At 69.1% G+C, this 19,497-nt stretch carries 20 protein-coding genes; 7 read left to right on the top strand and 13 right to left on the bottom strand.

Going from position 1 to position 19,497, the window contains the following annotated elements; all coding sequences use genetic code 11:
• Positions 1 to 24: 24 nt before the first annotated feature.
• From O7595_RS33115 to O7595_RS33095, 5 genes are all read right to left on the bottom strand, one after another.
• Positions 25 to 1,323, bottom strand: a complete 1,299-nt coding sequence (locus O7595_RS33115; RefSeq protein ID WP_269732272.1) for a sensor histidine kinase — start codon at positions 1,321 to 1,323, stop codon at positions 25 to 27.
• A complete protein-coding gene (locus tag O7595_RS33110) occupies positions 1,320 to 2,012 on the bottom strand; it encodes a response regulator transcription factor (protein ID WP_269732271.1) in 693 nt (230 codons plus the stop codon). The genes O7595_RS33115 and O7595_RS33110 overlap by 4 nt, the downstream gene beginning before the upstream one ends.
• 53 nt (positions 2,013 to 2,065) lie before the next feature.
• Positions 2,066 to 2,560, bottom strand: coding sequence for a hypothetical protein (locus O7595_RS33105; protein WP_269732270.1), 495 nt, complete (start codon positions 2,558 to 2,560; stop codon positions 2,066 to 2,068).
• Positions 2,561 to 2,698: 138 nt separating this feature from the next.
• Positions 2,699 to 2,929 (bottom strand): hypothetical protein, encoded by a 231-nt coding sequence (locus tag O7595_RS33100; protein ID WP_269732269.1) that lies wholly within the window; start codon positions 2,927 to 2,929, stop codon positions 2,699 to 2,701.
• Between the two features lie 201 nt (positions 2,930 to 3,130).
• The gene (locus O7595_RS33095; RefSeq protein WP_269732268.1) at positions 3,131 to 3,484 is read right to left on the bottom strand and encodes a hypothetical protein; all 354 of its coding nucleotides are present in this window, start codon (positions 3,482 to 3,484) and stop codon (positions 3,131 to 3,133) included.
• Between the two features lie 171 nt (positions 3,485 to 3,655).
• Here O7595_RS33095 and O7595_RS33090 point away from each other — a divergent pair, with 171 nt between their 5' ends.
• Positions 3,656 to 4,894: an IS256 family transposase gene (locus tag O7595_RS33090; protein WP_269732267.1), complete on the top strand. Its 1,239-nt coding sequence runs from the start codon at positions 3,656 to 3,658 to the stop codon at positions 4,892 to 4,894.
• 447 nt (positions 4,895 to 5,341) lie between these two features.
• Here O7595_RS33090 and O7595_RS33085 read toward each other — a convergent pair whose 3' ends face one another.
• Positions 5,342 to 5,923: a YdeI/OmpD-associated family protein gene (locus O7595_RS33085; RefSeq protein WP_269732266.1), complete on the bottom strand. Its 582-nt coding sequence runs from the start codon at positions 5,921 to 5,923 to the stop codon at positions 5,342 to 5,344.
• Between the two features lie 494 nt (positions 5,924 to 6,417).
• Here O7595_RS33085 and O7595_RS33080 point away from each other — a divergent pair, with 494 nt between their 5' ends.
• Positions 6,418 to 6,753 (top strand): hypothetical protein, encoded by a 336-nt coding sequence (locus O7595_RS33080; RefSeq protein WP_269732265.1) that lies wholly within the window; start codon positions 6,418 to 6,420, stop codon positions 6,751 to 6,753.
• Here O7595_RS33080 and O7595_RS33075 read toward each other — a convergent pair.
• From O7595_RS33075 to O7595_RS33050, 6 genes are all read right to left on the bottom strand, one after another.
• Positions 6,750 to 7,552, bottom strand: a protein-coding gene (locus O7595_RS33075) for an IS5 family transposase (RefSeq protein WP_443071795.1) whose coding sequence is annotated in 2 segments (ribosomal slippage) — positions 6,750 to 7,204 and positions 7,204 to 7,552 — 804 coding nt in all. Because the reading frame shifts where the segments join, the coding sequence is not laid out codon by codon here. The genes O7595_RS33080 and O7595_RS33075 overlap by 4 nt on opposite strands.
• Before the next feature lie 47 nt (positions 7,553 to 7,599).
• Positions 7,600 to 7,863: a hypothetical protein gene (locus tag O7595_RS33070; protein ID WP_269732263.1), complete on the bottom strand. Its 264-nt coding sequence runs from the start codon at positions 7,861 to 7,863 to the stop codon at positions 7,600 to 7,602.
• A gap of 900 nt (positions 7,864 to 8,763) precedes the next feature.
• A complete protein-coding gene (locus tag O7595_RS33065) occupies positions 8,764 to 8,982 on the bottom strand; it encodes a hypothetical protein (protein ID WP_269732262.1) in 219 nt (72 codons plus the stop codon).
• A gap of 989 nt (positions 8,983 to 9,971) precedes the next feature.
• Positions 9,972 to 10,421: an SRPBCC family protein gene (locus O7595_RS33060; RefSeq protein ID WP_269732261.1), complete on the bottom strand. Its 450-nt coding sequence runs from the start codon at positions 10,419 to 10,421 to the stop codon at positions 9,972 to 9,974.
• A 13-nt stretch (positions 10,422 to 10,434) separates the two neighbouring features.
• A complete protein-coding gene (locus tag O7595_RS33055; protein ID WP_269732260.1) occupies positions 10,435 to 10,857 on the bottom strand; it encodes an SRPBCC family protein in 423 nt (140 codons plus the stop codon).
• Between the two features lie 45 nt (positions 10,858 to 10,902).
• The gene (locus O7595_RS33050) at positions 10,903 to 11,331 is read right to left on the bottom strand and encodes an SRPBCC domain-containing protein (protein ID WP_269732259.1); all 429 of its coding nucleotides are present in this window, start codon (positions 11,329 to 11,331) and stop codon (positions 10,903 to 10,905) included.
• A 110-nt stretch (positions 11,332 to 11,441) separates the two neighbouring features.
• Between O7595_RS33050 and O7595_RS33045 the strand changes: the two genes are divergently transcribed.
• From O7595_RS33045 to O7595_RS33025, 5 genes are all read left to right on the top strand, one after another.
• Positions 11,442 to 11,756 carry an ArsR/SmtB family transcription factor gene (locus O7595_RS33045; protein ID WP_269732258.1) on the top strand — a complete coding sequence of 105 codons (315 nt, stop codon included), beginning with the start codon at positions 11,442 to 11,444 and terminating at the stop codon, positions 11,754 to 11,756.
• Complete coding sequence (locus tag O7595_RS33040) at positions 11,753 to 12,208, top strand: SRPBCC family protein (RefSeq protein ID WP_269732257.1); 456 nt, start codon at positions 11,753 to 11,755, stop codon at positions 12,206 to 12,208. Before O7595_RS33045 ends, O7595_RS33040 begins: the two co-directional genes overlap by 4 nt.
• Before the next feature lie 139 nt (positions 12,209 to 12,347).
• Entirely contained in the window at positions 12,348 to 14,054 is a 1,707-nt protein-coding gene (locus O7595_RS33035) for an IS1182 family transposase (RefSeq protein WP_269727945.1), read from the top strand.
• A 94-nt stretch (positions 14,055 to 14,148) separates the two neighbouring features.
• Complete coding sequence (locus O7595_RS33030; protein ID WP_269732256.1) at positions 14,149 to 15,000, top strand: DUF3626 domain-containing protein; 852 nt, start codon at positions 14,149 to 14,151, stop codon at positions 14,998 to 15,000.
• A 214-nt stretch (positions 15,001 to 15,214) separates the two neighbouring features.
• Positions 15,215 to 15,439, top strand: coding sequence for a hypothetical protein (locus O7595_RS33025; RefSeq protein WP_269732255.1), 225 nt, complete (start codon positions 15,215 to 15,217; stop codon positions 15,437 to 15,439).
• 473 nt (positions 15,440 to 15,912) lie between these two features.
• Here the strand turns inward: O7595_RS33025 and O7595_RS33020 are convergent, their stop codons facing one another.
• Positions 15,913 to 19,494, bottom strand: coding sequence for a hypothetical protein (locus tag O7595_RS33020; protein WP_269732254.1), 3,582 nt, complete (start codon positions 19,492 to 19,494; stop codon positions 15,913 to 15,915).
• Between the last annotated feature and the right edge of the window lie 3 nt (positions 19,495 to 19,497).

Genomic DNA, 19,497 nt, shown 5'->3' with positions numbered 1-19,497 from the left:
GACGGCAGCGACCGCCGCCAGGGATCACGCCAGGGCGAAGGACACGCGCACCCGGGCGCCGCCCATCGGTGAGCGGCTGATCTCCAGCTCCCCGTCCGCCGCCCGCGCCGCCCGCGCGACGATGTCCAGACCGAGGCCGGTGCCGCCGGCACCGCCCACGCTGACGCCGCGGGTCAGCGCCGCCTCGGGGTCGGCCACACCGGGGCCGGCGTCGTCCACCGTGAGCAGCACGCACCGGTCGTCGAGTTCCACCCGCACCGCGAAGGCGGTGCCCTGCGGGGTGTGCCGGAAGACGTTACCGATCAGCGCGTCGACCACCGCGGCGAGGTCGTCCTCCGGGAACCGCACCGGCGTCGGGCGCGGAGTGAGGGAACGCTCACAGGGCCGGTTCTGCTGTGCGGCCAGCACCGACCAGAAGTCGAGCCGCATCGCCACGACCTCCGCCGTCTCGCAGGGCCTCGCGGATATCTGGCCTGACGGGGGGCCGGCGGCCAGCGGGGTGCGGGCCGTGGTGATGATCGAGTCGAGTTCGGCCTCGAGCTGCGACACCGCTGTGGTGATCCGCCGGGCACCCGGTGAGGCGCCCATGAGGTCCGCCTCCAGGTAGAGCGCGGTCAGCGGAGTCCGCAGCCGGTGCGAGAGGTCCGCGACCATCTCCCGCTCGATGGCGAGCAGTTCCACCACCCGGTCGGCCATCGTGTTGAACGCGGCTCCGGCGTCCTGCAGTTCGGGCGGCCCGTCCGGCTCGACCCGCACCTCGAGGTCCCCGGATCCCAGGGCCAGCGAAGCGCGTTTCAGACTCTGCGAGGAACGCACCACCCGGGCGCCCAACCGGTCGGCGACGATCACTGAGCCGCCCACGAGCCCCACGGCCAGCAGCGACATCACCCCCCAGGAAGCCCAGACGCCGCGGGTGAGCTCCCCGGCGGGTACGAACGCCTCGACGACCGCGACCCGTTCCTCGGGCAGGACGACCGGCTGGAGATAGACCCACCCCTCCGCGGTGTCCAGGGTGAGCGTCTCCCGTTTGCGGACCGCGCGGTCGAGCGCGTGCCGCGGCGCGTGCGGGCTGCCCACGAAACCGCCGCCGGGAAGGCGGACGGCCAGTTGGTCGTGGTAGTCGATCTCGGCCACGGCCTGCTGGACATCGGCGGTGCGGGTGGTGAGCGCGAGGACCGGCGACAGGGCGGACGCCCGCTGCTCGGCGGCCGTGGTCACCCGGTCCCGGGCCTGTTCGCGGACGAGCAGGGCGAGAGGGATGAGGAAGGAGAGCGCGACCATCGACGTCACGGCCAGCGCGATCCCGGCGAGTGCACGTCTCACGAGGGCGTTTTCACCAACTTAATGCCAATTCCCCGTACTGTGTGCAGGTAACGTGGGTCAGATGCCTTTTCGCCCAGTTTCCTGCGAAGTGCGGAGAGGTGGACGTCCACGGTCTGGTCCTCCAGATAGGGCTGCTGCCACACGTCTGCGAGGATTCGTTCACGGGACATCACCTCGTCGGCGTGCGCGGCGAGAAACGCGAGCAGATCGAACTCGCGCCGGGTGAGAGCCAGCTCACGTCCGGCGAGGTGCGCGGTACGGGCCGACGGATCGATCCGCAGCTCGCCGACCCGGACCACCGCCTGCCGGCCCGGGCCCTCAGACGCCGGACCGGTGCGGCGCAGGACGGCGGCGAGCCTGGCCGCGAGCTGGCCCCCCGAGAACGGCTTCACCAGGTAGTCGTCCGCACCGGCGTTGAGCAGCCGGATGGTCTCCGTGTCGTCGTCGCGGGCAGTGGCGACCAGGACGGGCACCCGAGACACGCCCCGGATCATGCGCAGCACGTCGAGGCCGTCCAGATCCGGCAGCCCGAGGTCGAGGACCACGATGTCGGGCGGGCTCTGGGTGACTTCGCGCAGCGCTTCGAAACCCTGGTGGGCGGTCTTCACCGCGTACCCGTGACCGGTAAGGACCTCGATCAGCGCGGCCCGGATGACGGGGTCGTCCTCGACGACAAGTACGGAGGCCATGGGCAGGCACGTTAGCCGGTCCGTCACTATGGTGTCGTGCCCCGCCTTCCGCGCTACCTGCTCATCTGGCTGTCGTGCACCGCGGCCAGCGTCACGGCCGTGATGCTCACGGTCCATTTCGTGGTCGGTTCGACCAGGCCGACGGCGCCGGTCGCGCAGTCGGCTCCGGAGGGTTTCCTGGCGGATCCGGCGTCCTCCTCCCCCGCCGCCGGTCCTTCGCCCTCACCGAGCCCCCGGCCGTCGCCGTCCAGGACGCCGTCCGCGACGCCGGAGAAGACACCGCCCCGGACGCCGACCCCTGCGGCGCGGACGACCCCGCCCCCACCGCAGGAGCAACCCGCCGCGAAACAGACCGGCTGCGAGGATGGCGGATCCGGGGTGCACACCATCTCCTCGCAGGGCGGCAAGGCGACCGTGCGCTTCGGCAGCGGCGGGGTGTGCCTGATCTCGGCGGTGCCCAACGAGGGCTTCACGATCAGCACGTCGCAGACCACGCCGCAGACGCTGACGGCCACCTTCTCCGCCGCCCGCCACCGATCCGAGATCACGGCGAGCACTGATCCGTCGGACCGGGCGAGCGTGCGCGAGGTGTCGTTCTGACACCGACCCGCGGCCCCGATCGAAGCGTATTGCCCTCACGAGCCGGGGAAGGTCGGACCCGGTGCACGCCCAGGTCCGTCCTGGATTCAGAGCTCTGCGGGTGACGGTCCGTAGACACCGAGAGGATCTCCTGACAAGGAACGTTCCTGCTGCACCTCGGTCACAGCCGGGGTGGTCCGCACGTCGGAGACACCGGTGGGCGATACGTTGGTCTTGCTCTGCCCGAACACCAGTCGCTGCAGATGTACGACATCGCTGCCGTAGTCTCCCGGACGGAGGTACGGGTCTGCGGCGGAGGCGCCGGCCTGGCCTTCCACTCCACCCTTCTCGTGAGCGCCGCGAAGTCCCCGGCTCGCAGTAGAAAGGGTGAGGCCGAATTCTCTGAACTGCAAGCCTGGGTGCTGAAGTTCAGCCCGAGGGCGGTCAAGGCAACAGCTGACGTGTCTCAATCCAGGGGAGAAGTCCATCGCGCGTCGGGCCGGGTTGCAGACGGCCGATGAGCCTCTCCAGGTGCGCTGTCAGGTTCTTGTACCGCCGCAGCTCGCGGATCTGTTCGATGGGGAGCTCGCGCGCCGGTTGCTGGCGAGGGCCGCGGCGTCCGATGGAGAGAACGCCAGTGCGGCGAGCGTGTCGTCCCCCAATGCCTCCGGAATCCAGTCGGGGTTCTCACCCTCGGAACCGAGGTGCTCCATCACCCACGTTCGCAGCACGAATTCCTGATGGATCTCGCGCGCTGATCTCCCAGCGCCAGCGCCGCGCATACGCCGGTTCGCCAGCAGCGACAGCTCAGCCCAGTGCCGACGCGCCTCGCGCGGCTGGTCGGAGTCGTAGGCGTGTTGCTGGGCAACAACGCGGACCGACTCGAGCTGCAACCGGTCTTGAGCGTCCGCAGCGAACGCCTGGAGGCGTGGTTGCGTCCAGGGAAGTGGTGTACGGGTTCGACCTGATCCGGGGGTTTGCTCCGGCGTTGGGATGGTGCCCGCATAGATGAACGGCCACCGGCTGATCTTCGAAGTGTCGAAGCCTCGAAGGAGATCAGCACGATGACCGCACCAGACAGTCTGCCCCTGCACGCCCTCGCGGAGGACAACCTCGCCGCGGCGAGTCCCGATCTGCTGCGCGCGATGGTCAAGACGTTCGCCGACGCGCTCATGTCCGCGGAGGCCGACGCGCTCTGCAACGCCGAATACGGGCAGGTCAGCGACGAACGCGTCAACCACCGCAACGGCTACCGCCCGCGCGAGTGGGACACCCGCGCGGGGACGGTCGAACTCGCCGTCCCCAAGCTGCGGCAGGGCAGCTACTTCCCGCACTGGCTCCTCGAACGGCGCCGACGGGCCGAACAGGCCCTCATCTCGGTCGTCGCCACCCCCTACCTTCTCGGCGTCTCCACCCGCAGAGTCGAGAAACTCGCCGAGTCCCTCGGCGTCACCCAGCTGTCGAAGTCCCAGGTCAGCGCGATGGCCAAACACCTGGACGAGCAGGTTGCCGCATTCCGCAACCGGCCTCTGGACGCCGGCCCCTATGCGTTCGTCTGGGTCGATGCGCTCACCCAGAAGGTCCGCGAGGGCGGCCGCATCATCAACGTCCACGCCCTGATCGCGGTCGGCGTCAACGCAGACGGACACCGGGAGATCCTCGGCATCGACGTCGCCACCGCCGAGGACGGCGCGGGCTGGCTCGCCTTCCTGCGCTCGCTGACCGCCCGTGGCCTGTCCGGTGTCCAGCTGGTCGTCTCCGACGCCCACACCGGCCTGGTGAACGCGATCGGCGCGGTCCTGCCGGGCGCGTCCTGGCAGCGATGCCGCACCCATTACGCCCGAAATTTGCTGACCCAGGTTCCGAAATCGGCCCAGCCATGGGTGGCCACCCTGCTGCGGACGGTCTTCGAACAGCCCGACACCGATGCCGTGAAGGCCCAGATGCGGCACGTCCTGGACGCGCTGGAGGCCAAGTTCCCCAAAGCGGCAGCCCACTTGGACGCAGCTCAGCACGACCTGCTGGCCTTCACCGCGTTCCCGCGTGAGATCTGGCGGCAGATCTGGTCGAACAATCCGCAGGAGCGACTGAACAAGGAGATCCGGCGTCGCACCGATGTGGTCGGCATCTTCCCCGACCGCACCGCCGTGATCCGGCTCGTCGGCGCTGTCCTGGCCGAACAGAACGATGAGTGGACCGAGGCTCGCCGCTACATGGGCCGCGAGCTCCTCGCCAAGGCCCGCCTCCACCCGATCGGGTCAGAAACCGACGAGACCGTCGTGCCCACCGAACTCACCGCATAGCCTCAAAAACGAGATCACCGAGTGGCCGTCGATACACCACTCCAGCGGACGTGACCGGAGGCGTTCGATCGGCCAAGCACTCAGATCACGGTCTTGTCCCCCTTGATCTGAATCGGTGCTCACTGGCCGTCGCTCCTGGTCGTGGGGGTGTCGAGACCGACGACGGTTCGTTGCTGGGAACGCCGGTCGATCCGGGCGAGCTTAGTAGCTGTTGTCTTTTCGATCTTGAGCGGTGGCGGTCGAACGCGGGTTCCCGGTCGGGTGATCCTGCCCTGGCGAGGGCATGAGGAAGGGACCTCCTGAACAGCTCGTGGGTGTCGAATCCATCAGGATCACCGACCCTATGCCCGACCAGCGCAAACGCCGTTCTCAAGCCCGGAAAGACAACAGCTTCCAAGCCTCCGCGGGCCTTGATGTCCTTGATCTGTGCGTTGGCCGAGCGGTTGATCATGATGGCCGCTCGGGCCTCGCCATCGCCGCCACCATCCGCTCCAGGCGGGCCAGCCGGGTCTTCTCGGTGCGGGCGGAGACCAGGCGGAGGTATAGGGCGAACTGGTCGGACTTGCTGAGCGTCTCGTAGAACGCCCGCGCGGCCGGGTTCGCGTCGAGCGCCTCGACGAGATCCAGCGGTGCGGTGGCATTCTTCTGCGAGGCGTATGCCGCCTCCCAGCGGCCGTCCGCCCGCGCCGCCTCGATCTCGGCGAGGCCGCGGGGGCGCATCCGGCCTGCCGCGATCAGGACCTCGGACTTGTCGACGTTCACCTGCGACCAGGCGGAGCGGGGTCTGCGGGGTGTCGTGCGCTGCAGGAAGTACCTGTCGTCAAAGCCGCGCCGCAGACCGTCGATCCAGCCGAAGCAGAGCACCGTGTCGACCATCTCTTCCCAGGTGAGCGACGGGATGCCGGTGTGCTTCTTGGCGATCTTCACCCAGAGCGCCGTCCGTTCTCCGTGATGCGTGTCGAGCCAGGCCTCAAGCTCGGCCGGGCTCGCGGGGACAAGGATCTCGACGCCGTCCTCGTATTTCTGCATAAACCGCAGACTAGAGGCCCTATAGGACAGATACTGACCTACTCGAGCGCACCGCTCAGGTGACCTGACCGGCTCACTACTTGGCGAGCTTCGCCCTGCTTCCACAGGCCACCCGTCGAGTCGATGAACTGCTTGAGCTGACGGCCGACATCGAGGTCGCGTACTCGGATGTGCCCGATCTCCCCGCTGTGGCCGCCTGGAGGATCCCGACGAACCGGGCGGCGCGGTCAGCAGGTTGACGCAGGTTGCAGTACAGGTGCGCGGGCCGTAGTAGGGCAGGTCAGCGACCACCTTGGCCAGCGGTTCACCCTCAGCACGCAACAGTTCACGATCTCGGTAGCAAGTCCCGGCCTCGCCGCCGCCCTCTGCTGCTACAAACGACTCATCCGCCTCACCACATAGGACACGGTCTTAGAACCCCTAACGGAATGCTCTGCGAGGACTTGAGAGCCAACTCAGGGGCCGTGAACAAACGCGGTTGCTACTGTCCGGACGTGACCCTGACCGACCTCAGCAACGGCTTTCGTGACGATGAGCAGCGGCGGCGCGTCCAGGGGGTCGTCCACGATCGCCTCGCAGACGACCGTGACCCGCAGGAATGCCGCTTCCTCATGCGGTTCTGGTGGCAGCTGGTCATGTCGTACCAAGAGGTGTCGATGGACGAGCTCAGCCTGAACGTCGGCAAGCCGAAGCTGGACGTGATCGAGGCGCTGATCAGCGCCATCAGGTCGTCCCATGCCGACATCGACGCCTGGATCACCACCACACAGCAAGTCTTCCCGGTGGTCCAAGATCGCGGCTTCAGGGCCTCCCAGGACAACGAACGTTAACGCGGCCGGAGCTTCTTCAGCCGTCGCCAGCAGATGATGCCGCAAGCGAGGCTGAGGAAGGCTTCGTGGCAGCGGATGCGCAGGCGGCGGAACCAGTGCAGGTGGGCGAACGCTCGCTCGACGACCCAGCGTTGGGTGCCCAGGCCGGAGCCGTGCTCGGTCCCGCGGCGGGCGATCTGCGGCTTCACGCCGAGGTCCCGGACCAGGCGGCGGTACTTGTCATGGTCGTAGCCGCGGTCGGCCAGCACCACATCAGGGCGGCGCCGGGGCCGGCCGCGCTTGCCCCGCACGGGCGGTACGGCCTGGAGGAGCGGGATCAGCTGGCTGACGTCGTTGCGGTTGCCGCCGGTCAGAGTCGCGGCGAGCGGAATGCCCGTGGCGTCGGTGATCAGGTGATGCTTGCTGCCCGTCCTGCCCCGGTCGACAGGGCCTCGTCCGGTCTTGGCTCCCCTTTTGACGCGCGGATGTGGGAGCCGTCGACCGCCGCCCGGGAGAAGTCCAAGGCGTTCGCGCCGCGGAGTTCGGCGAGGAGGACCTCGTGCAACCGGGGCCATACGCCGGCCTCGGTCCACTCGGCCAGGCGGCGCCAGCAGGTCATGCCCGAGCCAAAGCCGAGTTCCTGCGGCAGGTGTTCCCAGGAGATCCCGGTGTGCAGGACGAACAGGATGCCCTGGCACACGAGCCGGTCCGGATGCCGCTTGCGACCCGGATGCCGGATCCGACGCTCGACCTTCGGCAGCAGCGGCTCGATCACCGCCCACAGTTCGCCGTCGACTTCCCACGGCTTCGGCCGAGCCACCCGCACCCCGGAGCACCAGTCTCAGAGTGATCCAACCACCTCGAAGATCATTTCGTGAGGAGTTCTAAACCCCACCAGTTTCGCCACACGGTCGGCACCCAGCTCGCCGAAGGCGGCACCCAGATCCAGACGATCACGCAAACCTCGGGCACCGCAACGCGCAGATGTCGGCAACGTACTCCCACATCAGCGACCCCGTCCTGAAGGAGCAGTACGAGAAGGTCATCGCCGCCGGCGGACGCATCGCGGGGTTCGGCCGCCGAGGAACTCCTGACCAGCAGGATCGGCGAGGACACCCTGAACTGGCTCAAGACCAACTTCTTCAAGACCGAACTCGGCCACTGCCTGCGGGCACCCGCCGAAGGGCCCCCGAGTGCGACCTCTACCTCCGCTGCTCGAAGTTCCTCACCACGAGCGAGTACGCACCGCGCCTACGGTCCCGGCTCGCGCGTGAGCATCAGCTCGCCCGGGACGCCGTTGAACGCGGCTGGCCTCGCGAGGGCGAACGGCACAAGGCCATCGCCGAACGGACCAGCTCCGCACGGTCGGCGGCCTCCCTCACGCACGGCCCGCACAGCCGGTCCAAGTCGCCGGGCCCCGAGGACCGCCTGGTCTCCTGCCAGAGTTCGTCGGTGAACTTGGTCCCGCACTGCGTGCACACCGGCCGCTGCGCCAACCGGTGAGGGGTCTCGCGCTCCGCCTGGCGCCGGCGGGCCTCTTGGAGCTGAACCTTGTACAGCCGCGCGCCGTCCGGGGTTGTCCAGGGCCTCGGAGGGTCTGCCACTCCTCGCGCCCGAGCCGCCGCCACACCCCTGCCCGCGGCCCCGGCCGGGTCAGCGGTGATCCGATCCAGCTCGGTTTCACGACCCCGCGCACCGCCCGGTGGTAGTCGACGGCCGTCAACCCCCCACCCCTGTGAGAGGTGGCCGCGAAGTAGGCGCGGGCGGCCCTCTCCAGGCGCGGCATCCGGCTCTCGCGCTGCGCCTTGGTCTTCCCGGTGAATGCGAACGCCACCAGCACGTACCCTTCGCGACCCGTCGCCGGGTAGAGCCGCGACCACAACCGGAAGGCGGGCACCGCCGCTCCCCGAGCCGCCTTCGCCTTCGTCGCGTCGGCCTTCGGCGCCAGGAGCTCCAACCTACTTGTGCTTCGTGAGAGCGGTGCCGTGCCCCGTGCAGGCGTCACGGCACCACGCACACCCGACCGGCGGGCTACTTGGCAGCAGCGAGTGCGGCCAGCGCCTGTGCCCAGCGGACGTACTTCAATTCGGCCAGATCCGCGACGGTCTTGACCCCGAACGCTTCCTGTAACAGCTCTCCGTCGCGTTCGGAGACCCCTTTCAGCACGCTTACTGGTGCTGCAAGGATCTCGGACAAACTGTTGTCGGCCCACGCCTTGTCGAGCACCTTGTTCAGGTCTACCGAAGCCATGCGTCCTCTTTCGTCGTGAGAGCAGGGGAGAGGCGGGCGCCGCGGGGAACACCCCTGGCAGCAACACATTCCCTCTACAGACTCGTAGAAGCATATGGCTGCCGAGGTCGCTCCAAGGCATGTGCCGGGGGTTACGGCGGGAAAGTCTGAAAAGCGTCCTCCAACGAGGCCGGCCAGGGGCTTGACCTCGATACTCTGCCCAGCCCTTGCGATGGTGGCGAAGCGATTCCGGGCCCTGCGACCAGCGAGGGTCTCCGAGCCTCCAGAAGCAGAAAGAGCGATGGTCCCCCGATGAGTGAGCCCCCCCAGTACCAGCCGCGCCGATTCCCGCCCGCCCGAGGGGTGGGAGGGTGGCACGGTGGCTGAGGTCCTGCTGCTCCTGGTGGCCTCTGTACGGGCCTTGACGGCGGATCGTGTCGCGTTGTGCAGAGCCCGGATCCCGGCGACGGTATCGCCCTGGGGCACTGGCGGCCCGGCCGGACACCACCGCGCGAGCCGCGGCACAAGCGTCGATCGACTCTCCTCCGCCGAAGTCGATCTCGCCGCCACCACTGCCGTCCGCCGCGGCTCGCACGGCCGTGGCGGACGGCGTCCTCGGCTACGCCCTGTTGACTGCCGAGCGAACGGCCGGATAGGTCACTTGGGCGACAGCCCCTCTGCGAAGACGCACTCCGGGTCGATCCAGGCATGGAGAGTCGGGATCCTCACTCAGCGCGGGGGCGGCGACGACCCACCCGCGCATGGGGTGTCCGGTGAAGTCGAAGACGCGTGCACCGGGCCGGGCCAAGGCAGCGTCGGGTCCTATGGACCATCAGCTCGTCCCCGATCACGCCGACCGCCATGTTCCCTTCGTGCAGGAACGCCAGGCCCCCAGACGTACGCTTCTCGCTGACGCCGGATCGGCGCCCAGCCGGGCGCGGATCCGCTCCGCCAGTCCTCCGTCGTACGCGATCATAGAACTCGGATCGTCAGGGGCAAGAGGATCTTGGTCATCGCCGGTCCTGCAGCCTGCGCTCGAGGTCGCGCAGGTCCTTGCCGAGGGACGAGCGGACCTTCCTCGCCATCAGGGGTGCGGCGAGTCTGTAGTACCGGCTGGGATCGCCCTGTACGCGGATGCGCGCGAGCGTGCCGTCCGGGTGTGGGCCGAAGGTGTAGGTGACGTGCATGGGCATCGGTCCCGCGACCGAAACCATGTCCATCAGCCGCTCGGGCTCGTATGCGGCGACGCGCAGCACGTAGTCGATGCGCTTGCCGAGGAAGAACGCCGTGCGGGTCACCTCGGCTCCCACGCCGAACCCGCCTCCGTCGGCCTGCCGGGTCAGAGTCGCCTCACGGATGCCCTGCGTCCACTCCGCGTCGTGGCGCCAGTCCATGGCGTACGCCGCCACCTGGTCGGGCGGGAGCAGGATCACCCGTTCGGCCGTCACGTCGATCGACATCGTCTGCCCCTGCTCAGAGGGTGAAGAAGGGGCACGGCGTGCCCGACTCGGTGAACTGCTTGAGCCGGTACATCAGCCCGCCCCAGGTGTCGGCGGTGTGCGTGAGGCCCGGGTCGTCGTCGGCGAAGCCGGTGTGCCGGAAGTCCACCAGGGTGCCGGCCCCGTCGGGGGTGCCGGTCAGCTGCCAGGTGATGACGGTGCCGGACCAGTGGGGTGGGAAGGCGCCGATCGACGTCCACACGATTTCTTCCTCGTCTGCGCGGTCCCGGCGGAGCCGGAAGGGCTCGGGAATCTCCGGGAAGTCGAAGAGGAGGACCTCACCCTCGCGGCTCACGCCGGTGGTCCACCAGCCGGTGAGGCCGTCGTGGGTGTTCAGCGCCTCGTGGACCTTGTTGCGGTCGGCGTCGATGTCGGTCCGGAAGGTGATCTCGGACATTGCTGCTCCTTGCGTGTACAGGGGGTCGGGGTGAATGGGAGAAGCTCAAGGGGTGAAGTACGGGACCGGGGTGCCGGTCTCCACGTACTCCTTCAGGCGGGCGAGCATGCCGGCCCAGCCCATCGTGACCTCGCGGAACGTGTCGTCGATCTCGGCGAACCCAGTGTGGTCGAACCGGACCACCGTCTCACCCTCGGCCTGGACATCAAGGGCGTAAACGATCTCGGTACCGATCCACTGCGGCGGCCCTGCGACCACTGTCTGCGCCAGGCGCTTGCCGACCGCGGCCTCGTCGATGCGGAAGTCCCAGGTCATCTGCGCACCGGGAAACGACAGCCGGTGCAGGGCACCGACGCCCTCGCCGATCTCAGCGCCGGTGGTGAACCAGCCGCCGACTCCTTCGGGGGTGGAGATCGCGCGGTACAGGGTCTCCGGGTCGGCGGCGGTACGGATCTGCAGGGCGATGTCAGCCATGGGACGTCCTTCTCATCGGAATCCGGCGGGAGTGCCGAGCTTCGCTTTAGCTCACACTAAAATGACCCTCGGCGCGATGGCAAATTGCAGTGGGCGCTAAAATGATCCGCATGGATGCGGTACGGGCGGTCGCCGAGCCCAGACGGCGCGAGATTCTGCGGCTGGTCTGGGATGCGGAGCTTTCGGCCGGCGACATCGCCGAGCGGTTCGACGTCACCTTCGGCGCGGTCTCCCAGCACCTCAAGGTGCTTCGGGACTCGGGCCTGGTTACGCTGCGGCAGGACGGCAAGAAGCGGTTCTACCGGGCGGACCGCGAGGGCATGGGCCCGCTGGCCGACTACCTGCAGTCCATGTGGGCCACCAAACTCGACGCCCTTGCCGAACTGGCCGAGGCCGCCGAGCGGGCGGAAGGATCGGACGCGTGAGCGTGGGCAGCAACATGAGCGACGGCGTGGTCACGGTCGAGCGGCACATCGCCGCCCGCCCCGAGACCGTGTTCTCCTTCTTCACCGACCGCGAGAAGTGGCTGTCATGGATGGGCCGGGAGGGCGAGTTCGTGTTCGCGCCCGGCGGCGCGTTCCGGACCGATGTCACCGGCGAGAACGTGGCCGAGGGCCGCTTCGTCGAGGTGGACCCGCCAAGGCGGCTGGTGTTCACCTGGGGCTGGGCCGAGGGCGGGATGCCCGTACCGCCCGGCTCGACCACCGTGGAGATCACTCTGGAGTCCACCCTGGACGGCACCCTGCTGCGTCTGGTCCACAGCGGCCTGCCGTCGCCCGAGGCCTGCGCCGCGCATGAGGAAGGCTGGAAGCACTATGTGCAGCGCCTGGCCGTACGGGCGGAAGGCGGCGACCCGGGACCCGACCAGTGGATGTGAAGCATCCGCCTCACCACATAGGACACGGTCTTACAGTAGCTTGACTCTGTCGGGGATCTTGGAGTTTCCCGGTGCGGCAGCATGGTCAACGGGCATGCTCGGGTAGTTCTGCCGACCGAAGCAGCTGTCGAGGTGCCCGTTGTCCCTGCGCCCCCGTTCCGGTGAGCACGTTCCGCCTCTGACCGCGCAGATCGCGCGGGCAAGCAACCCGGGCGGCACGACGGCGATATGGGTGCGTGACCGGCTGGACGGGCTGTGGCGCGACGAGGACTTCGTCGACTGGTACCCCAGGGACGGACGGCCGGGTCTCTCGCCCGCTCAGCTGGCCACCGTCTGCGTACTGCAGTTCTTGCTGGGCCTGTCGGACCGGCAGACCGCCGAGGCGGTCCGCTGCCGCATCGACTTCAAGTACGCGATGGCCATGGAACTGGACGATCCAGGCTTCCACCACAGCGTGCTGGCCGACTTCCGCGACCGCCTTACCGAGGACGACCGTGCCGACCGTCTTCTCGACCTGGCGCTGGCCCGTCTCAAGGAGGCCGGACTGGTGCGCGAGCGCACCACACAGCGCACCGACTCCACCCACGTCCTGGCCGCGGTGCGCGACCTGACCCGCCTGGAGTTGATCACCGAGGCGGTCCGCGCCGCACTCGAAGAGATCGCGGGCATCTCCCCTCACCTGCTGGACGGGCTGGTCGACGAGGACTGGGGGCTGCGCTACGGCCGGCCGGTCCGCCTGGGCAAGAACCCCACCAAGCCCATGACCAGGATCCTTGCCACCGGAAACGACGCCGTCCGGCTCCTGGAACACCTCTACCGGTACGGAGCGGACCGCATGTCCGGTCCCCGCGTTCAGGCCCTGCGGCAGATCATGGTGCAGAACTATCACCGTGATGCTGCTGGGCACCTGCGCTGGCGCACCGCCGAGAAGGAAGGCGGGGCGGGTCTGCCGCCGTCGTCGGGGGCGGTCGTCTCGCCCTACGACACCTCGGCCCGCTATGCACGGCACGGGCACATCATCAGCTGGAAGGGGTTCGCCGCCCATCTGACCGAGACCTGCGCTCCCGACGGCCCCAACGTGATCACGGACGTGGCCACCACCGCGTCCACCACCCACGACAGCCAGGTCCTGCCCGGCATCCACACCCGCCTGGCCCGCCGCGGGCTGCTGCCCGCCGAGCACCTGGTCGACGCCGGCTACACCTCCCTGCCCCACCTCGAACACGCCGCCCGTGAACACCAGGTCACCGTCTCCGGTCCGCTGAAGACCAACCCCACGCACCAGCACCGCCGAGGCGAGGGCTTCGCCCGGGACGACTTCCACATCGACTTCGACCGTCAGCAGGTCACCTGCCCGCAGGGGCAGGTCAGCGCGGGCTGGCACGGCCCCTACCCGACATCCTCGCCCACCGCGGCCCCACTGATCGTGGCACGGTTTACCAAGAGCCAGTGCCGTCCCTGCCCGGCCCGCGCCCAGTGCACCAGCACCGCCGACAGCGCCCGCACCGTGGGCTTTCCCCCGCGTGAGCTCCGTGACCTGCAACTCCGCGTCCGTGCCGAACAGCAGACGCCCGAGTGGAAGGCCCGCTATGCGGTCCGCTCCGGAGTGGAGGGCACGGTCAACGAGTTCGCCCACGGACACGGTATGCGGCGCTGCCGCTACCGAGGACAGAGCAAAGCCCACGTCCAGCACGTGCTGACGGCCATCGCCGTCAACATCGAGCGCCTCGGCGGGCTGTCACCGGCTGAGGAAGCCCTCGCACCCCGCCGACCAACGGCCTTCCAGAACTACCTCGACCAGAGGCAGCTACCCCGGCCGAAATCCTGGCGCACCCTGGGAACCTGACCTCGACAACTCCAAGATCCCCGACAGAGTCAAAGCTAGCCGACGTCAGCCAACGCAGATGCACACGATGATCAGGCTCGGGCATACTGCGCTGATGAACGCTGGTCCAGCCCTGTCTGCTCAGGAACAGGCAATCCGCCACGTCGCCTCGCTGTCGTCCGGAACCCCGGTCGACCCCGCGCTGCGGGTGACCCTGAACTTTCACCCCGACCGCACAGTGCACGGTCGGCCGATCCTGCTCGCGTTGGCCGAGGACGGCATTTATCGCTCGCAGTTCGTCACCGGCACCAGCAACGGCGGCTTGACAGCCCACCCCGGCGGTGACCGATGGCGCTGGGAGAGCCGGATCTTCGGGGGCGCCTATGACTACACACCCGCCCATGAGCGACCTGTCTATGGCGCGTTGAACTTCCGGCGCAAGCCGCTCGGTGGGGCGCCCCGGTTCGGCTCCGCGCACCTTCGGCTGACTGCCGAGGCCCTCACCCGAGCCACGTTCTGCTACCCGGACAGCTTCTTCGGACCAACGGCCTTCGGAGTCGCGGCCAGCTCGTCCCTCATAGAGCTGGCTGAGAACGACGACCAGGACGCACTCGACGACTACATCGAGGCACAAGTGCACGGCCCACTCATACTGGCTCGCGATGTCGAGGCGCTCGTCCTGGACCCGAGCTATCGAGACACGGACGTGGAAGCCACCGCCCGCCGCCTCCCATGTCGGCTCGACTGGCACCCGGGACTCCGACTCACCGTCGAAGAACTCGCACTCCACCCGGACTACCGCGGACACGAGTACGTCGAACTGGGCACGGAGATCGCCGTCGACGGTGACCTCACGCCCCGGATCATCGGCGACGCCGCACGCACCGGTCTCCATGACCAACAGGCGCTCAAGAAGGTGTGGCACTGCCTGGCACGCTTCGGAACATCCGAGGAACGCAACGTGTGATCAGGCATGCATTAAGGCAGTTCCCATACCCGACTCCATTACGGATAACCGACCGAACCATCGCCGACGAGTACTTTGCCGTCTCGGAAAAGGTGGAGGCCCTCTACGACGCCCCACGCCAGCTGCCGGCGGACGCCGAGGGCTCGGAGATGACCAAGCTCCGCCGGGAGGTGCACCGCCGAATGCTCGGCAACGGCTATTGCGCCCCGTCGAGATGGACTGCCACTTCGAGGCCATCTGCGAGTCCTGCACGTTCGTCGTCACCACGATCGAGTTCCGGCCCACGCTCGAACGCCAGCGGGACGACGCATCGGCCAAGGGACAGGTGGCCCGCGAACAGATCTTCGACGGACTCCTCAGCCGACTGGACGGAGAAGCCACCAGACGTCATGTTCCCAGTGACGGGCACAGGGTCAGGGACAGGGCTTCAGCTCTGTGACCAGGGCAGAAGTTGAACCAGACCCACCGAGGTTTCCTCGTTTGCCCAGGTGTGGACGGCGCGGGCTGTCCAGCGGCCGGGCGATATCGGGCCAGCCACCGCCAGTTACCCACGACCAGGAGACACCCCCCACCCGGATCGACCTGACGAAGTACTACTAGCTTCCCGGGTGATGGGGCGTTGGTGCTGCACCGGAGCTGGCAACCTCACTCGCGCTCGCCCGCTCCGGCCTGTGACCTGGACGGAGGCCCGCGCCCCCTCAATGTCGTCAGACCGAAACAAAGCGGGCACCGCGTACCCACGTTGAGTCACCCCGACACGATCGTACGAGGCGGCGGCAGGGCGTACCTCGCTAACGGCACCAGCGGGCCCACCTCGGCCAACGGATACCCCTGAGCAACCAGAAGAGTGCGGTCGACCCTGACGCCCGGGATGTGAGCATCGTCCTGCCGAGCGGAGCCTGAGAAGAGTGATCACGGTTCTCGACCGGTGCGGCGGGGCCAGCGCAGGGTGGGGCGCATCCGACGGCGGCGGGCCGACGCCGGACTGGCTGGCGGAGGGTCGACGGGGTCCGGCGGTGCGGTGCGCAACCCAGCGACGCCCAAGTCCTCCGCGAGCAGGAGCAGCACATCCAGTTCCAGCCGGTCCAGCGCGTCCACAGCCGTCCACAAGTCGATGGCGAAAGCCCGTGCCGTGAGGCGTTGGGCTGCCTCGGGGTCGGCCGCGTTGGCCAGGTGGGCCAGGGTTCGGGCTTGGATCTCCGGGCGGGTGATCCGGTCCGCGAGCTCCTCCGCCCGCTCGGGCTGTCCCGTCTCGGCCGCTGCCCGGGCGAGTCCCGCGAGCAGTTCATCGTTCTTGTGCGAGCCCGCCGCCTCAAGTGCGTCCTCGATTTCAGCGGCGAGCGCGGCAGCCCGTCCGTGATCCCCGATCCAGGCGATCGCCTCGGTAACCACCGCCAGGGTGCGTATCCGCACCGACGTTCCGTCGACGGGGCGGGCCAGCGCCCTGTCGCCGCCGACGACCACGACGACCTGCTCCTGGTCTCCCGTCCCGTTGATCGTCTCGATGAGAGATGCCAGGGTACGTCCCCGATCGCGAGGTCCGCCGACGCTGCGGGCCACCGCCTCGGCCTCGTCGACGAGCGCAGTGGCTCGGCTCACCTGTCCGCTGCGGGCGGCTGCCCGCGCCACCGCCGCCAGTGCCCGGGCCTGTAGCGCAAAGTCCTTGATCACGCGGGCGACGCGCTCGGACTGGTCGACGCCACCGGTGTCGGCGACAACCTCGGCCAGGGCGAGCACGCTCGACTCGTTCAGGTCCTCGCCCGCTTCGGGGATGCCTGCCAGGAGCCAGTCCATCAGTTTGATCGCATCATCGCGGTCGCCAGATGCCTCTCTGATGCCCGCCATCGCTGCCATGGCCAGCATCCGCGGGCGCAACGTCTCGATCGTGACGATGATCTCCACGGCCCGCTCCACGGCACCCGTTTCGAGGACGGCCTCGGCGACGAGGGCCAGTACAGCGTCGCGCTGGCCGCTCTCGTTGTCGATGGCACGGGCGATGGCCTCGGCACGATCGCAGTGCCCCGCGTTCGCCGCGGCCCTGGCCACGGCTCTCCGCGCGGCCACTGCACGGGCGGGGTCGTGCACCGTCCCGGCGATGGCCAGGGCCCAGTCGAGGTCTCCCGACCGGGCCGCCACGCCGGCCAAGGCCGCGAGTTCCACCTGGTGGTGCACGGGGGGCCGGACCGCACGGGCCACTTCCTGGGCCTCCGACACCAGATCGAGCCCGCGTCGGTGGTCTCCCGACCGCACGACCGCCTCGGCCACTGCAGCCAGCGCCCGCGCCTTGGACGCCGCGTCGGGGTTGGCCCGCGCCAGTGCCTCGGCACGGCCGTGGTCGCCCGCTCGGGCTGCGGCACCGGTGAGGATGGCCAGATCGCCTCCCACCTGGAAGGTCGGGCGGTCGTCGGAGCCGTCGACGAGTCCGACGACAGCCTCGGCCGTGAGCTCGGCCGCACGATCCGGGGCCCCAGCGACGGCCATCGCCTCGATCACCGCCGCCATCGGAGGCTGGAGCCAGACTCCGCTGACCGCGCGGGCTGCGGCCTCTGCCTCAGCAGCCGACCGATATGCCGAGGTCAGGTCGCCGCTGTGGGCCAACGCCCGCGCCACAGCGGCAAGGGCCTTCGCCCGCCGATCAGGGTCATCAATGGCGCGGGCCACCGCCAGGGCGTCGCCGTGGTCGCCGGCCGCGGCCAGCGCCTCGGCCAAATCGGCGTCGAGCCACCATCTCCCGGCAGCGGCCTGCGGATCGTCGGCGAGCGCCCTGATCTCGCGAACCAGCTCTGCGGCGCGGCGCCGGTCACCCGCCGCAGCTGCGTCCGTTGCCATCGTGGCCCAGCAGGACGCCCGGGTAAGGAAGTTGTCGATCCGTCGGGCCGCCCGATCAGCTGCATCGGCCAGCTCAGCGGCCCGATGCCCGTCGCCGTCCCTGGCTGCTGCCGCGGCAACCGCCGAAAGCGCCTTGGCCCCCTCGTCCGGTTCAGTGATGCTCCGTGCGATTGACTCGGCGAGCGTCCGGTTGCCGGCTTCGGCCACCTCCTTCGCCACCCCGGCGAGCGCCCTCGCCGAGCTCCCGCTCCACATGGACTCGGCCAGCGCCCGGGCCCGGCCGACGCGACCGAGCAGCGCCCAGACGACGGGCACGTCCAGGGGCAGCGAGGCGTTACGTTCCGACAGGCGCATACGGCACAGGGCGATTCTGGCCAGGTCGGGCAGGTTCGGGCTCGCGGCGGCGAGGACAGCGTCTTGAGTCGCGGTGAGTTCGGCGAGGGCGGTGGCGTCGCCGCCGGTGGTGTCGAGCAGCCAGGCGTGGCGGCCCGGGTCGAGCGCGAGGCCGAGCATCAGGGGGATGTCGCCGTCCGCGCGCAGACTGCGGAAGTAGCCGAGCAGCAGGTAGCCGGGGGTGTGCGCGTCCCAGCCCCGTCCCCGGTGCCCGTCCACCCAGTTGTGCAGGCGCCGACGGTAGTCGACCAGCCGGTCTCCAGCGAGGAAGGTCGCCGCCTCCTGCTGCAGGTCCTCGTGGGCCAGCAGGTAGACGTGCTCAGGCCGCTCCGGTCCGTGCCGGACCAATGCGGGGCGCTGCTCGAAAGTTCGGCCGGACACCGTGTCCAAGGTCTCAGAGATCTCCCACGGGTCGCGGGTGCCGGTGAGTTCCACCAGGTCCTGGACGGACAGACCGCCGCCGGCCGCCGTCAGCAGGCCCAACAGGTCCTGCTCGGTGGGTGTGCCGGTCAGCAGCCGTTTGAGTTCCCGCTCGGCGGCGTCACGGATGACCTCGGCGTCCCGGGACGGCTCCAGGAGCCGTACGGCTGCGGGCTCGCGCAGTGGGTGATGGTCGGGCACGTCGCCGGGCAACGGCGGTGCAAGGCGTCCGGCCACGATGACCCGCATCCCCGCGGGAGGATGGGCCGGGAGCAGTGCGGCGATGCTGTACGCGTCGGGGCCGGTGGTCACCCCCAGGTCCTCGTCGAGCCCGTCCACGACCAGGACGAGCCGCGACCCCTGTTCCCGGCAGACGGTGGCCGCGTCGTCGAGCAGCGCAAGTAGGTGCGCGGCGCGGGTCGCCCCGGTCAGGTGCGCGGGCACGGGCCTGCCCAGTAGCGCCGCGAGCTGCTCCATGACGACATCGATGAACGCCTCGCGGTCGCTCTGCCCTGCAAATCGCGCAGTGACGAAGAACGAGACGAGGTGCACGCCTGCCGGTGGGTGAAGCACGAACCAGGACAGCAGGGCCGACTTGCCCGCCCACGCCTTCGCCCGCCACCACCGGTAGGCGCTCCCGCCGGGGCGGGTGCAGAACTCGGCCAACTCGGCGAGTTCCGCCTCCCGGCCATGGAGCCTGTCCGGCGCGATCGACCGCACCTGGTAGAGATAGGCCGAGCGGACCGGGACCGGTTCGCCGGCCAGCACATTGATCTGCAGGCCATCACCGATCAGTAACCCCGACACTCCTCGGGCGTCGATCCGCGGAGGTCGGCCGTCCTGACTGTCCACCCG

It is taken from the genome of Streptomyces sp. WMMC940 (genome assembly GCF_027460265.1).
Classification (GTDB): domain Bacteria; phylum Actinomycetota; class Actinomycetes; order Streptomycetales; family Streptomycetaceae; genus Streptomyces.
This window is presented reverse-complemented; position numbering and strand designations above follow the sequence as displayed.